At 42.6% G+C, this 14,712-nt stretch carries 15 protein-coding genes; 5 read left to right on the top strand and 10 right to left on the bottom strand.

The features are described from left to right. Position 1: 1 nt before the first annotated feature. From ABUE36_RS00745 to ABUE36_RS00730, 4 genes are all read right to left on the bottom strand, one after another. On the bottom strand, positions 2–877 hold the full coding sequence (locus tag ABUE36_RS00745) for a zinc ribbon domain-containing protein (protein WP_161000676.1): 876 nt from the start codon (positions 875–877) through the stop codon (positions 2–4). An 11-nt stretch (positions 878–888) separates the two neighbouring features. Continuing rightward, positions 889–1,716 carry a zinc ribbon domain-containing protein gene (locus ABUE36_RS00740; RefSeq protein WP_161000677.1) on the bottom strand — a complete coding sequence of 276 codons (828 nt, stop codon included), beginning with the start codon at positions 1,714–1,716 and terminating at the stop codon, positions 889–891. Between the two features lie 141 nt (positions 1,717–1,857). After that, positions 1,858–2,700, bottom strand: coding sequence for an aldo/keto reductase (locus ABUE36_RS00735; protein WP_161000678.1), 843 nt, complete (start codon positions 2,698–2,700; stop codon positions 1,858–1,860). A gap of 113 nt (positions 2,701–2,813) precedes the next feature. Then, positions 2,814–3,200, bottom strand: a complete 387-nt coding sequence (locus tag ABUE36_RS00730; RefSeq protein WP_161000679.1) for a winged helix-turn-helix transcriptional regulator — start codon at positions 3,198–3,200, stop codon at positions 2,814–2,816. 289 nt (positions 3,201–3,489) lie between these two features. On the opposite strand from ABUE36_RS00730, the gene ABUE36_RS00725 reads away from it, so the two are divergent. Beyond that, positions 3,490–4,308: a transporter substrate-binding domain-containing protein gene (locus ABUE36_RS00725; RefSeq protein ID WP_161000773.1), complete on the top strand. Its 819-nt coding sequence runs from the start codon at positions 3,490–3,492 to the stop codon at positions 4,306–4,308. Positions 4,309–4,317: 9 nt separating this feature from the next. Next, positions 4,318–5,013: an amino acid ABC transporter permease gene (locus ABUE36_RS00720; protein WP_161000680.1), complete on the top strand. Its 696-nt coding sequence runs from the start codon at positions 4,318–4,320 to the stop codon at positions 5,011–5,013. 669 nt (positions 5,014–5,682) lie between these two features. Here ABUE36_RS00720 and ABUE36_RS00715 read toward each other — a convergent pair. Then, positions 5,683–5,925: a hypothetical protein gene (locus ABUE36_RS00715; protein ID WP_017261288.1), complete on the bottom strand. Its 243-nt coding sequence runs from the start codon at positions 5,923–5,925 to the stop codon at positions 5,683–5,685. Positions 5,926–6,130: 205 nt separating this feature from the next. Here ABUE36_RS00715 and ABUE36_RS00710 point away from each other — a divergent pair, with 205 nt between their 5' ends. Beyond that, the gene (locus tag ABUE36_RS00710) at positions 6,131–7,186 is read left to right on the top strand and encodes an FAD:protein FMN transferase (protein ID WP_421016996.1); all 1,056 of its coding nucleotides are present in this window, start codon (positions 6,131–6,133) and stop codon (positions 7,184–7,186) included. Between the two features lie 120 nt (positions 7,187–7,306). Next, positions 7,307–7,753, top strand: a complete 447-nt coding sequence (locus ABUE36_RS00705) for a hypothetical protein (RefSeq protein ID WP_161000682.1) — start codon at positions 7,307–7,309, stop codon at positions 7,751–7,753. Positions 7,754–7,791: 38 nt separating this feature from the next. Here ABUE36_RS00705 and ABUE36_RS00700 read toward each other — a convergent pair whose 3' ends face one another. Beyond that, on the bottom strand, positions 7,792–9,189 hold the full coding sequence (locus ABUE36_RS00700) for a flavocytochrome c (RefSeq protein WP_161000683.1): 1,398 nt from the start codon (positions 9,187–9,189) through the stop codon (positions 7,792–7,794). A 249-nt stretch (positions 9,190–9,438) separates the two neighbouring features. Between ABUE36_RS00700 and ABUE36_RS00695 the strand changes: the two genes are divergently transcribed. Beyond that, positions 9,439–9,843: a VOC family protein gene (locus tag ABUE36_RS00695; protein ID WP_161000684.1), complete on the top strand. Its 405-nt coding sequence runs from the start codon at positions 9,439–9,441 to the stop codon at positions 9,841–9,843. A 365-nt stretch (positions 9,844–10,208) separates the two neighbouring features. Here ABUE36_RS00695 and ABUE36_RS00690 read toward each other — a convergent pair whose 3' ends face one another. From ABUE36_RS00690 to ABUE36_RS00675, 4 genes are all read right to left on the bottom strand, one after another. Further along, complete coding sequence (locus ABUE36_RS00690; protein WP_161000685.1) at positions 10,209–11,834, bottom strand: ABC-F family ATP-binding cassette domain-containing protein; 1,626 nt, start codon at positions 11,832–11,834, stop codon at positions 10,209–10,211. A 177-nt stretch (positions 11,835–12,011) separates the two neighbouring features. Then, a complete protein-coding gene (locus tag ABUE36_RS00685) occupies positions 12,012–13,052 on the bottom strand; it encodes a hypothetical protein (protein WP_161000686.1) in 1,041 nt (346 codons plus the stop codon). A 345-nt stretch (positions 13,053–13,397) separates the two neighbouring features. Continuing rightward, the gene (locus tag ABUE36_RS00680) at positions 13,398–14,174 is read right to left on the bottom strand and encodes a LiaF transmembrane domain-containing protein (RefSeq protein ID WP_178941787.1); all 777 of its coding nucleotides are present in this window, start codon (positions 14,172–14,174) and stop codon (positions 13,398–13,400) included. Then, positions 14,171–14,629 carry a LytTR family DNA-binding domain-containing protein gene (locus ABUE36_RS00675; RefSeq protein ID WP_161000688.1) on the bottom strand — a complete coding sequence of 153 codons (459 nt, stop codon included), beginning with the start codon at positions 14,627–14,629 and terminating at the stop codon, positions 14,171–14,173. Before ABUE36_RS00675 ends, ABUE36_RS00680 begins: the two co-directional genes overlap by 4 nt. Between the last annotated feature and the right edge of the window lie 83 nt (positions 14,630–14,712).

Raw genomic sequence — 14,712 nt, 5'->3', positions numbered from 1 at the left:
ATTACCTTCTATTATCAAAATGTTGGTTTTCGATTTTTCTTAATTCATCTTCACTTTGTGAATTCGAAGATTCATGTCGAATCTTTTCGTTTTGAGTTATCGCAGTGCCATCAATCACCGAACTATGGTCTTTTAAAATGGCCGTATCTAGTGAGCTTTCTTTACCAAATGCATACTGATACAAATATGCAGCTGCCTGAGTTTTGGAATTAAACAGACTTCTGGCAGTCGGAATATCCTTTGATTCATTAAATAATTTTTTTGTATCAGGATAACTAACCCCACCTACAGGATTCAGTTTGCTTAACTTCGAAAGATACGCCGGTAGTTCGTCATGATTTTGCGGTAGCACACCAATCGAATTACTAACAACATTCAATTTGTACAGCGCAATCGTTGCAGTAGTTGCCGATTTTTGGAGTTCATATTGACCTTGGCTTTTTATTAACGGTGTACGAACAAAATAAGTAGATAGTTCATTACTATCCCCATTGCCTCCGACCACCAAGATTTGAACAAAATGATTGTTAGCCTGAACTAAAGCGACATCATTTCGTACCTGTCCATTCATTTTAAAAGACTCGCTATCCCCAAATGAGGTAGAATAGCTGTCCCATCGATTATTAAGATATTGTGTGATCGAAAACCAGCCGATAATGATTAGACACAGCACTACAACAATCTGCAAAGTTCGCGGCCATTTTAACGGTGACCAACTGATCCTCGCATTTTTCTGTACGGCAGTTTGCGAAGCTCCCACATTGATATTTTTCGGTTCATAAAATTGATTGACTGTCCCACAAAAAGGGCAAAATTGATCTTGAGTAGAAATCTTTTTCCCACAATTTGAACAAAAATGTTGTGTTTGATTTTTCATTTTAGGCACCACTAAAACAAACTGTTAGAAGTCAACTGTTGAATTTGATGCATAATGTTTGCAATCAGTGCCTGCGCAGAAATATCAACCACGATGAAAACTAACACATCAATAATAACCATCGCCAAAATAGTTGAATAAGCCGGATCCAAGGCCGGTTGTGCGCCCTGCTGTGGCGCGATGGATAATATGCAACCAGCAAGTAAAATCACACATTGCAATGCCCAAACCAAAAAGTAAAAGGTCACACCATTTGTTAACGTCACCATGAATGAATCAACGAATTGAATAATCGCCAGAATAACGATAATGGCCGTATATTGACCAACACGATTTAAATAATCTAAAAAGGTTACATCAAAATTGTGTGAGGCAAAGTGGCTAAAACAATAACTGACGCCTAAGTAAGCGGCATAAAAAGCCAGACCAATTAGTATAAATGACATCCAAAAAGAGACCGTTGTATCATGAATTCCAATTTCATTCAATACGTCTTTAGGTGCTAACTTTTGTAAACGCTCTGTGATTTCATTGAACGACAGACCATTCAGAATAATAATTGCTAAAAAACTAATTAGCCCAAAATATTTTGGTGCTTCAGTATCTGTTTTAAATGGATGACGTAATGCTGTTGCAAACCAGCTAAAATAATTTGTGGCATAGTTTTGAACAGCAGTCACAGTTGCAGATTCTTGTGAACTTTGTGTTACCTGAGTAGCGTTCGTTCTAGCAGTTGTTTGAGTGCCTGCTTGTTTTGCTTCTGGAATTGTATAGCCGCATTTAGTGCAAAACTTGTCATCCGGTGCCAGTTCAGCACCACAATTTGGACAATATTTCATTATTTAACTCCCCCTAAAAAACTTATTAAGACTTTCCTTTAAAAGCATAGTCTTGTGGCGTTTTCCTAACAAGGAACATAATTGCGACTAAATTTGCTTTTTAAGCATATTGTTGCGATGCTTAAAAAAATTATGATTAATTTAGTTCATCGACAACGATTTCTTCAACCATTCCTCGTCGTTAGGATCTTCTGAACCACGACGGTTCTTGTCGATACCAGCAATGGCGTTCATTTCGTCATCGCTAAGTTTGAAATCAAACACATCAATGTTTTGAGCAATCCGTTCAGCATGAATGGACTTTGGAATAACGATGATGTTGCGTTGCAAGTGCCAACGTAAGATAACTTGCGCCACACTCTTCTTGTGTGCATCAGCAATCTGCTTCAATGTTGCATCTTCCATCACACCACTCTTGCCCTGACCCAATGGTCCCCAAGCTTCATGAGCAATGTTCAAACTTGTTAAGTAATCGTGCAACTCTTTTTGCTGGAAATATGGGTGCGTTTCAATCTGATCAACAGCAGGCTTAACCTTTGCGGAAGCCAATAACTTATCGAGATGTGGCTTTTCGAAGTTAGATACACCAATTGACTTGATTTGACCATCATTGTACAAGTCTTCCATGGCACGCCACTTTTCCGTATACCCTTCACTTGGCCAGTGAATGAGGTACAAGTCCAGGTAATTCGTTTGCAACTTCTTCAGTGACTCCTTGAAGGCAGCTATTGTTTCGTCATAAGTCGTGTTACTGTCCCAAACTTTTGAAGTAATGAACAGGTCTTCACGCTTAACATCGCTTTCAGCTAAGGCTTCGCCAACCCAAGCTTCATTATGATAAATAGCCGCCGTATCAAAATGACGGTAACCATCCTTTAAAGCATCAGCAACAGAACGCTTTAAGTCAGTTGCGTCCTGCACTAAGAAAACACCCAACCCTAACTGGGGAATCTTTTGTCCGTTGTTTAATGTTAATTCATCCATATTGAAATTCCTCCTCAACTTGCTTTCACAATCAATACTAGCGCGTTCGTTTAGTAAAACAAGACGGTACTTACAGGTGCCTAGGTTACCAATAAGTACCTTGCAAACGAAAATTAACCAAGCAGTTCTTCTCGGCTCGGTGCAGTCTCACCGAGATGACGAATGACCACACTTTCACCATTGGCCGCCCGACGGCGAACGTCTTCTTCGCCCCATTGACAGATCTGCTCCAGTAGGCCGCTTAAATTCTGACCATGTTCAGTTAATCCATAGACTACTCGTGGCGGTACTTCATTAAACACTTTTCGTGTCACAATGCCGTCATGTTCCAAATCACGTAACTGTTCTGTTAAAACCTTCTGAGTCACGTTTGGAATGGCCCGACGCAGTTCACTTGTCCGCATTGGCCCCTCGTGCAAATCACAAAGGATAACCGGCTTCCATTTACCACCGATCACATCCAATGTTGCCTCGACACCAACGTTATAAACTTTCGTCACGACTCAATCCTCCTGTGAATACCTTTAAAACATAGCTGTATTGCTATTTACCTAATTTAAACTATAGCATATTAACAATAGTAGTCCCTAACTTGAACCTTCGTTTAAATAGTTTGTGAAATTTATATTCATATTTTCAAAAATATCGCCGCATAGCAACGATATTTTATTTAATGATTGCGTTTACATTTTTCACATAAACATTTATGCTTAGGATAATCTAATTAAAGGGGCGATTGTTGTGTTTCATTCCAAAAAATCGATTCGTTTAACGGCCTTGGCATCGGCCATGGCACTCATTTTAGTCTCCACGCTGGCCGGTTGTGGCAAGACGGCCAAGTCAACTAACCAAAAGGTGGCCGACCAAAAAACTTGGATCGTCGCAACATCTGGGACATTGTATCCAACTTCATTTCACGCCAATAAAAAGAGTGCCTTAACTGGCTACGACATTGCAGTCGTTAAGGCTGTTGCTAAGGGACTCCATAAGAAAGTCACCTTCAAAGAAATGGACGTCGATGGAATGTTGACAGCCGTTAACAATGGCACCGCTCAGATGGCTGCTAACGACTTTAGCATCAGCAAACAACGTGAAAAGCAATTTGCCCTTTCCACTCCTTATAAATTCAGTTTCGACAGCATGGTCGTCCGCAAATCAGATCAATCAGGGATTCACAGTTTCGCTGACTTAAAGGGTAAAAAGGCTGCCGGTGAAGCAGGTACCGGCTATCAACGTTTGGCCAGCCAGCTCGGCGCTAAGCAAGTTAACTACGACAACGTATCAAACGATGTTTATCTTCGCGATGTTGTTAACGGTCGAACCGATGTCATCCTGAACGATTACTACCTGCAATCCATGGCGCTCAAGGCATTGCCTGACTTACCTCTAACCATTCCAAAGAACCTCTACTTCACCACTCAAAATGATAAAAACGGTACAGGTATCATCATGAAGAAGAGCAACACGAAGTTGACTGCGGAAGTCGATAAAGAAATCAAGAAGCTAGAAGCAGACGGTACGATCACCAAACTATCGAAGAAATTTTATGGCGGTCAGGACGTCTCCAAAAAGCCTAACGTTAAGACAACTTACTTCAAGATCAAATAAGGGACGCTCATGAATTCATTGCTAAATTGGCTGACTATTCCTAACTTTTTCAATGCCCACTTTGCGTGGCATGCGCTGCCCTACATTCTTGGTGGCTTACCGCTCACTGTGGAATTAACCGTCGTCAGTTTTGTCGGCGCACTGGTACTTGGTTTTTTCCTCACCCTTGGTCAAATGAGCAAACGTCATTGGCTTCATTGGCTGACACGGACCTACATTTCGTTTATGCGCGGTGTCCCCTCGTTGGTTCTGCTGTTCATCCTCTATTTCGGGCTACCATACACTGGCATTCAGCTAGACGCCTTTGTAGCTGCAGCCATCGCGTTCATTTTGAATGCAGCTGCGTTTGTTTCTGAAGTCTTCCGTTCTGCCTTTATGGGTGTCGAAGATGGGCAATGGGCTGCTAGTTATTCGCTTGGCATGTCATATGGCAAGGCCGTTCATTATGTCATCTTGCCGCAAGCATTCCGGATTGCCATCCCCGCACTGGGCAATATCTTGCTAGATATGTTCAAGGGAACCTCGCTGGCCGCGATGGTCACCGTTTCCGAAATGTTCATGCGCGCTAAAATCCAGGGTGGTAAACAGTTTGACTACATGACCGTCTATCTATTGGTAGCACTCATTTATTGGGCCTGCTGTTCATTACTGACTGTCGGTCAAAACTGGTTGGAAAAGCGGTTAACGTTGCCGACTACAGATTAATTCAACTCAATTGTGTATAAAAATAGGTGTCTTCACTGCTCCATTGCGTAAATGAGCGATAGTGAAGACACCTATTTTCTTTTGATCATTGAAATCTCCTTACAGATTGTTCAGATAAATATTTTGTGTAGTTTAAAGGCCGTTGCGCTGGCCTGAAACGTCGTTCCATGAGGACCCGGGTTCAACCCGCAAAAACGCGGTTTTCACCCTCGATTATGGGCCGAAAATCACGTCCCATAAGTCGTCCCGCACCACTAAGCGGCCAAATTCATGCCGCCAAATGGTGCCGACACGGAACTATGTTTCAGACCAGCTCCACTCCTATAGCAGGAAATAAACATTATCAATTTTCTATTCTATGGACAAATGAGGACAAATGATAAAAATACTTACAGACCACTTTTAGATCAAATGATGTTGATGTTAGCGGATGGTTCGCCACTGTGTAGCTGAAGGGCGTCAACATTGATACCAAGCCGTGAAGGTAACGTTAATTCGGTGGTTTTCCGAATTTAGGTTACGGACGGTCGTCTAGACTCGCGGGCTTCACGAGGCTTGACGGCGAGGTGAAAGATTCCGGTTTTCAGGGAGCTTGAACCGGTCCCACGGCGAGCGTATCAATGTTGACAACCGGAAGCGGCCCCCACCACCAGCCCACAAAACGGATCATCAGTTTCGTTGAACCAAAATAGCTGAATACAGAACATACATTGAATTAGCTGGATTGTTATACCCTTTGGCTGCCATCTTCTTTAGCAACTCGTCCAACGCTTGCTTACGATCATTTTCGCCCAAATCTTGTGCGTCAATTGCTTGAAACTGATTAGCGAAATCAACACCGTCCGACAGATGATACTTTTCCCAGTATGCAGGAGTTAAAAGCGTTGCGTTCAATTTGCCATGGTTTTTCATGTTTGTTCCTCCATTGATTCCAGGTTAACAATCTACTTAGACTTATCTTGGTTAATTTTACCGCCGTTTGTAATCGTTTTCAAAATCGACACCACAACGAACCCTTTTTGCGGTAAAATGTAAAAGTTCTCACAAGACATATGAGTGTGCCATCAAAGTTTATTATTAACTATAAATTTTGGCATTTAAGGAGAGTTTGGCAATTATGAAAAAAGCGCTGATTTGGGGTAGCATGACCATTGCCTTATTGGCAGTATTGAGTGGCTGTGCAAAGAAACCTCAAAAGCACACGATGGTAAAAAATCCTTATGAGAAAACTGAGATGGTGATGGGCACTGTCTGCACCCTGTCAATTTACGACAAGGGTAAGAAGTCAGTCATTGATAAAGGTTTTAAGGAAATTCATTACATGGACGATGAATCAACGTTGACTCGTGGCGGATCACAACTTGATAAAATCAACGCTAATGCCGGCATCAAACCTGTTAAAGTACCTGCTGACTTTTACCCAATGGTTCAAAAGGCCCTCGACGTTTCAGAAAATTCTGAAGGTAGTTTCGACATGGCAATTGGTGCCGTTACCAATCTATGGAAAATCGGTTTGCCGGGTGCACGAGTCCCTGCTCAGTCAGAAATTGATGCGGCACTACCGCTTGTTGATTACCACGACGTTCAACTGAATGATAGGAACCGTACCGTTTATCTCACCAAGAAAGGCATGCGGCTCGACTTTGGTGGAATTGCAAAAGGTTATATTGCGGACCAAGTCAAAAAGGTCTTCAAGGAAAACGGCGTTACCTCTGGTATTATCAACTTAGGCGGGAATATCATTGTGATGGGTAATTCACCAGAAGGGCATAACAAACCTTGGCAAGTCGGCATTCAGAATCCGGTCAAGCCTCGGGGCGACGCTGTTGGAACCATTAAAGAATCTGACATGTCAATTGTGACTGCTGGTACCTATGAGCAGTACCTTATGTCCCACGGTCATAAATACATTTATTTGTTTGATGCCAAAACTGGCTACCCGTATGAAAACAATCTCGCCAGTGTCACGATTGTCTCTAAAAAGTCGATTGACGGCGACGCCTTATCCAATGCTGCGTTTGATAAGGGACTAAAAGATGGCTTAGCATACATGAATAAGAAGCCCAAAATTCAGGCTATCTTTATTACAAACGACAAAAAGATCTACGTTACAGACGGCCTAAAGACTAAGTTTAAATTAGATAAACACACTAACTACAAAATGGGCAATTAGCTTACATTAATTAGATGATTTCTCGAAGCTTATTCACTCGACGACAACAAAAATAATATTGTATAATCCCTCCAAAACATGATGCGTCAATTCGTTCATCCGGGTCTTGGGGGGATTTTTTTGAAACAGATTGTTCGAGGTTATTTAATTGGCTTACCACCAACGTTGTTTTTGTTATTACTGTTTTCATTGCAACCTGGAATTGGCGCGCGTTTGTCTTTCACCCCACTTGATGGCTATCTCGTCCTCGCCTACCTGAGTTTTCCGTTTGCTCACCAATTCTTCCCAAATTTATTTCACGTTCTTCATCTTTCACGACAGTCTCACCCACGTGAAGTTAATATGCCTTCGCATCAGATCATAACGCCTGCTGTGCCGTTTAGTTTCATGTTTACAGAGTCCTTCAGCAATCTGAGTGTAAACCTTGTGATTGACACATTAATTATGCTGATTTCACCCTTCTTAGCATTAGCCGACATACTGTTGCTTTCGTTTCACCAGCACCAACGTTCAGTGACTCAAACGAGCAAATTTTATACCAAACCAAAAAGTGGTTCGAGAAAATAACTCTCGAACCACTTTTTTCAGTATTATTAACACACGATTTAGCCTTTGATGTAATCGTAAACTTGTTCCCCAGCCTGACGACCAAAGATTACCGTTTCAGCGATCGAGTTTCCGCCGATCCGGTTGTTCCCGTGCAGTCCACCGACAACTTCACCACCAGCAAAGAGTCCAGGAATAACAGTGCCGCTTTCGTCCAATACCTGTGTCTTATGGTTGGCCTTGATGCCGCCCATTGTGTAGTGGATTGCAGGCGCAATATGAATAGCAAAGAATGGTTCAGCTGAAATATCACGATCCATCCCAGTTGAGCGACCGAATTCTTTATCATCGTGATCAGCTACAGCAGTGTTCCACGTGGAAACAGTTGATGACAACGTATCAACATCCATATTCAGTTTGCCAGCTAATTCTGACAGACTTGAACCTGTTACGACCAAACCAATACTGTCGTAGAACTCAATGGCCTTAACACGTGAACGAATACCTTGATCCAGAATCAGATAAGCGCTGTGCTCTGGTAGGGCTGTAATAGCGTTTGAAACCACCTTACGCGTCGTTAATTCGTTAACGAACCGTTTGCCTTGGGCATTAACCAAAATGGCACCTTCGCCACGGACGGCTTCACCAATCAAGAATGCATGTGGGTTATCTTGCTGAACAGTTGGGTGTACCTGAATTTGATCCATCTGAACTAAAGCAGCGCCGGCGTCTGTCGCTAACTTCAAACCATCACCAGTTGCACCGGGTTGGTTCGTTGTCTTGTAGCCCTTTAAATCAGGACGGTACTTTTCAATCATGTCGTTGTTGGCGCCGAAACCACCTGTTGCCAAGATAACAGCTTTACCGCCAACCATCTTTTGACTACCATCAGGCAATGTTGCGTTAACGCCTGTAACTTTACCATCTGCATCTTTCACCAAACTGTTAACCGTTACGCCAGTGAACAGTGGCAATTCGTCCTTTTGAACGACTTTAGATAGCTCAGTAACCAAGAACGCACCAATTGGCGCCATGCTGGCTGGACGGTGAGTCCGCATTTTGCTCATCCCACCAGTGATGGTGATATCGTCCAAACGAATGCCATGATCAGCTAACCAATCAATTGATAAAGCAGCGTGTGAACTGAAGTAGCCGAGCAATTCTTTATCGTTTAAATCACCACCACCCTTAAGGGTTTCAGCGTAAAAGTCCTCGTAACTATCAACAACACCATGATGCAACTGAACGTTGGTTTCAGCAGCGTTCATTCCTGAAGATGCCCGCATGGTGTTACCACCAATTTTTGGCATCTTTTCAAAGATAACCGGCTTCAAACCAAGTTCATGTGCCTGAATGGCAGCTACCATCCCTGTGCTTCCTGAACCGATGATGACAACATCATAACTGTCTTGAAGTGCATTGATATCAGTTGGTTGAAAACGAAATTTTTCGGCCATTTTAATTGACGCTCCTTATTTGTTTGCTAAATGAGTGACTAAAATTGATTCTATTTAGGAATTGGATGTGCTATCGATCAAACTTTGCTCTGTAATTCACTAATGCAAATAAAAGAAATGACACATCACTTACGTCGTAAGCATAAACGATGTTCCTAATCATAGTCAAACGTTTGTGAATTAATTAATTTTGTTAATATGGTAAGCTGAACTTAATATCAGCACCACAAAACAGGAGGTCTGTTTACAATGAAATTCTTACCTTATCTCTCTTTTCACGGTCAGGCAAATGATGCCCTAAAATTCTATCAATCAGTTTTTGGCGGTCACTTAGACATTCAACGCGCAGGCGAACTATTTTCAACAAACGATAACAAAACAGCCATCCTGGTAGTGCATGGCGTGTTAACCATCGATGAAGATTTTCACATCACCGCACTGGACGTGATCCCCGGCGCACCTGATGTCCAGCCAGGAGCAACGGTATCAATGGGCCTCCATTTTGACGACGCAAAACAAGCAACCGACATCTACAGCCAACTATCCAAAAATGGCCAGCGTGTCATTGACTTCACTCCAAAAGATTGGGGCGGCCTCTTTGGCATTGTCACGGATCAATTTGGTGTCCGTTGGAATATCGACGCCACCGCCTAATTGCCGAAATCAGGTTAAAAACAAACAATGTTGATCCAAATAAAAAGCGTCTATTTTATCCATACCTCAAAAATTGAGGTGCGATAGAAATAGACGTTTTTCGATTACTAAGTTTACATGGTACGTACATATCAGCCGATGGGCGGCAACATTGATACCGAACCGTGCAAGTAACGTTAATTCGGTGGTTTCCCGAATTTAGGTTACGGACGGTCGCAAAGACTCGCGGTCTTCATGAGGCTTTACGACGAGGTGAAAGACCGTGAACTTCGGACTCGAACCGGTCCCACGGCGAGCGTGTCAATGTTGACAACCGTAGGCGGCAAACGAGGCTATCCCTCAAACACCTGAGTAGACAAAAAATTCTAGTCGTACAAATCATGAACCTGCTTTTGAACAACTTCATGTTCCAAGAAGTCATCGTACTTCGTGTCAAATCGTTCAACTAATCCTTTGCTGGTCACTTCAATGATATGATCAGCAATCGTTTGAATGAACTCATGGTCATGTGACGTGAACACAATAGAGCCCTTAAAATCAATCAGACTGTTGTTCAAGGCTGTAATTGATTCCAAGTCCAAGTGGTTAGTTGGATCGTCCATCAATAAGACGTTCGCCTTACTCAGCATCATCTTAGACAGCATTGAACGGACCTTTTCACCACCGGACATGACGCTTACCTGGCGCATGACATCTTCGCCGGAGAATAACATCTTCCCGAGGAACCCACGTAAGAACGTGTTGTCATCCTCACCTTTCGGCGCATACTGCCGAAGCCAGTCAATGACTGTCAAATCAGAATCCGTGAACTCGCTGTTGATATCACGTGGCAAGTACGTTTTCTTAACTGTTTGTCCCCAAGTGACCGTGCCCGTATCAGGTTTCATTTCCCCGGAAATAATTTGCATCAAAGTGGTGGTAGCCAGTTCATTGCGACTGATCAACACCGTTTTATCGCCAGGACGCAGTGTGAAGGTAATGTTATCGAGAATCTTCACGCCTTCAATGGTTTTCGAAACATCCTCAACACGTAGTAAATCGTTCCCGAGTTCACGTTCTGGCGTGAACTGAATGAATGGGTATTTCCGTGTGGACGGTTTAATATCATCTAGCGTAATCTTGTCCAACTGTTTCTTACGCGAAGTCGCTTGTTTAGACTTCGACGCGTTGGCACTAAACCGGGCAATGAAGTCTTGCAGTTCCTTAATCTGTTCCTCTTTTTTCTGGTTGGCACTGGACTTCAGCTTAGCAGCCAATTCGCTACTTTCCATCCAGAAATCATAGTTCCCCACAAAGAGCGTAATCTTACCAAAATCGACATCACAGATATGGGTACAAACTTGGTTTAAGAAATGCCGGTCATGTGAAACCACAATCACAGTGTTATCGTAGTCAGCCAAGAAGTTTTCCAGCCAAGCGATAGATTGGACATCCAGTCCGTTTGTCGGTTCGTCCAACAACAGAATGTCAGGGTTGCCAAACAACGCCTGACCAAGTAACACCTTCACCTTTTGTGGTTCGGTCAATTCACTCATTTTCATGTGATGCATAGATTCATCAATACCAAGCGCCTGCAACATTTGACTAGCTTCCGCTTCGGCATTCCAGCCGTCCATTTCAGCAAAGTCGCCTTCTAATTCAGCGGCGCGCATACCATCTTCATCACTGAAGTCTGGCTTAGCATATAAGGCATCTTTTTCCTGCATAATTGCATATAACTTAGCATGCCCCTGAATGACCGTGTTCATGACTTCTTCATCTTCGAAGGCAAAGTGGTTCTGGTTCAGACTGGACATTCGTTCGTTTGGTCCGAGCGAAACAGTCCCTGTCGTTGGCTTTAATTTACCTTCAATAATTTTTAAGAAGGTCGATTTTCCAGCGCCGTTTGCCCCAATCACACCGTAACAATTACCCGCGGTGAACTTAAGGTTGATATCCTCATACAGCTTTCGGGTGCCGAACTGCATGCTGACGTTATTTACTGTTAACATTAATATCCTCTCGTCTTTAAGAAAAAGCCGCGTCATAAAAATATTCATGCCACAGCTTTATAGAGTGTTGTTTAAGTTGTTCTAGATTATCACATTTTTGTCTCCGCGTCTAAACTGCTGAGGCACAAAAAAAGCTTCCGTTTTGTGCAAACGGAAGCTTTCGTCGTAATTCAATTATTATTGATTTGAAGTTGCCGTGCTGGCAATTGACTTCAAGTAGTTGTTGGAGTCGACTAACGTAGCACCTGAAACAAGGTTACTCTTCTTGCTTACAGTCTTGTTAGCTTGAGTCGTGATTTGTGCGGCAGTCTTACCAGCAGCCCACTTGTTGATGGCGTTGATTGACTTCATCCGACCTTGCTTGGACTTAGCAATCTTCTTCATCAAAGCAGAGTACTTCTTGTCGTTAGCTTGCTTGGAAATCAGGATTTCGTTACTCTTGTAACCTTCTTTACCAAACTTGGCGTAACTGTTTGGAACACCTTTGAAGCCCTTGTTTTGCTTTGTGTTAATGAACTGGAATTCGTCAATGCTTGAAGCAGCAACTTTGTCACCGTTCATGGCAACAGTCGTAACAGCAAATGATTCATTACCATGTGGTGCACCGTTGGTTTGCTTCAACACAACGTTGTCGCCGGAAACTTTAGCACCCTTAGTGGTGTATCCCTTGGTAGCTGCATCAGCGATAGCCTTAACGTAACCGTTGGTGCTGGTTAAAGTAGCACCAGAGATAACCTTCTTCTGCATTGCCTTGTTCTTCTTAGCAGCAGCGTAAAGTTGACTGGCGGTCTTGCCCTTGACATAGTTCTCAATGGCAGTCAAAGATTCTTCACGGCCCTTAGTTGAATGCGCAATATTCTTCATTAATGCAGAGTATGCTTTGTCGTTGTTAGCTTTGGAAATTAAGGTTTCACCCTTCTTGTAACCTTCCTGACCAAACTTTTTATCACTGTTAGGAACACTGGTAAAGCCCTTTGACTGTGATGTCTTGATGAATTGGAATTCATCAACCTTAGCAGCCAAGATCTTCTTACCCTTCATGGCAACAGTCGTAACACCAAATGATTCGTTGTTGTGAGGACTGCCATCCAATTGTTTGATGACAACTTGGTTATTATTTGAACTAGCCTTAGCAGTTCCTGATGGTAATACTACTAATGAACTGCCCATGGTTAATGCTGCAGCAACTGTGGCTGCCTTCATACCTAATTTGTTCATTATGTAATGCACCCCTTGTGATTTAGTTTTCATACTCTTTACAACTGTAAATTCTAGCACTGCATTCGGGTTTGTATAGCAATTTTTGTAAGCGATTACTAATCTATTAGTATCATCTTTTCATCATCTATTTCGTTAATCAATCAGTCTTTTTTGATTTGCTCAAATCATCCCTATCTATAAAAAATTGCTTCAGTATGCGAGTGACTTTATCTTAGTAGCAGCAGACGGTGTGAATGCTATCGTCTCAATCCGGGTAAAATTCAACATAATCAAAAAAGCACTCTATTCCCAAAGTTCAGAAATAAAGTGCCCAACTAAAGTCAGTTTCAAAACATTTTAAGATTAACTGTTAGCTGATGTCGGAACATCTGTATAGATAATATCAATGTCACCCATTTTAAACGCACCCGTAATCAAGACGTCCGGACCCGTTTTAGTCGGCTTCACACCTTTTTCGTTAATGTCGATCATTGTGGCATCCATTTCAATATCCACATTCCAATCTTGCGGCAAGTAAAGGTCCACTTCGCCCATATTGCCGTTTAGAAAAATCGTTGCTTGGTCACCATTGATATTTGCCTTGTCGAAGTAAACCTTCGCTTCGCCCATCGTCACATTGATATTAGCCTGCTTAAAATCCTCAGACTGCACGTAACGGACAGCGTTGCCTAAGCGCACGTTTACATTGACCGACGATTCATGGTCCGTTTCCGTTGATGTTGTACCCTGAAATGTCCGGCCATGATGACTGGCCCAGCGGTTTGCCATAAAGTAAGCATGCCGGCGGTAGAAACGGTGACGCAACGGTTGTAACACGAGCGATAAGCCAATGCTGAGTAACAACGCGACGCCAAGAATGGTCCACGGCACTAGCCCAGTAATACCAAGCGGTTTAGCATACAGCATACTCATAAACGCTAAACTGAAAATAACACCGCTGACGCTAAAATAAGCGATACTTTTAATTGCCAACGCCGCCAATACCAATGTCCCGACGATTGTCCAGGCCCCGAGCTGGTAAGTTAACCAGCCCATCTTAACTGCTAATAATAAACCCGCGCTGATCAAAAAGAATAATCCCCAGAACCAGCGACCCCACTTTACTCTCGTACTCATCATGACAAAGACCTCATTTCATTTAATCGTTCCTGTAGTTGTTTTGTGTAACGACGTGACGCATAAACTTCTTTGTGGCTCCCGGCAAACGAAACCAGACAACTGGATAGTGATTTGTTCAGTGCGCTGACATAGTGCAAATTGATAATGGTAGATTTAGAAACCTGTAGGAAAAATCCAGGCAATTCATCGACTAGTTCATACAGCCGTTGCTTATTATTGAAGATGTCCAAGGCTGTGTGCACCTGCAGCAACCGATCAGCGGTTTCAATAAACAAAATGTCATCCAGTGAAACGAAGTATTGTGTGTTCCCTTGAAAACAAGCAAGGGTATTTTCACTTGTGTGGATGCCCACTAAACGTTGTTCAAGTTGTTTAACTTCATCATTTACGTTTGCCGTGCGAATAATGACTTCCGGTTCTTGGCAGTCCGGATCAATTTCAACATGAACTTTCAATGGACATCCCTCCCTTATGAACAAGACTAATTAAACGTCGAAACGATAATAAATGAAATAGTATTTGAATGAGCGGTCATTTT

The sequence above is a fragment of the Furfurilactobacillus cerevisiae genome, from assembly GCF_048961765.1.
Taxonomy (GTDB): domain Bacteria; phylum Bacillota; class Bacilli; order Lactobacillales; family Lactobacillaceae; genus Furfurilactobacillus; species Furfurilactobacillus milii_A.
The sequence above is the reverse complement of the archived record's forward strand: the minus strand, read 5'-3'. Positions and strand labels throughout refer to the sequence as shown.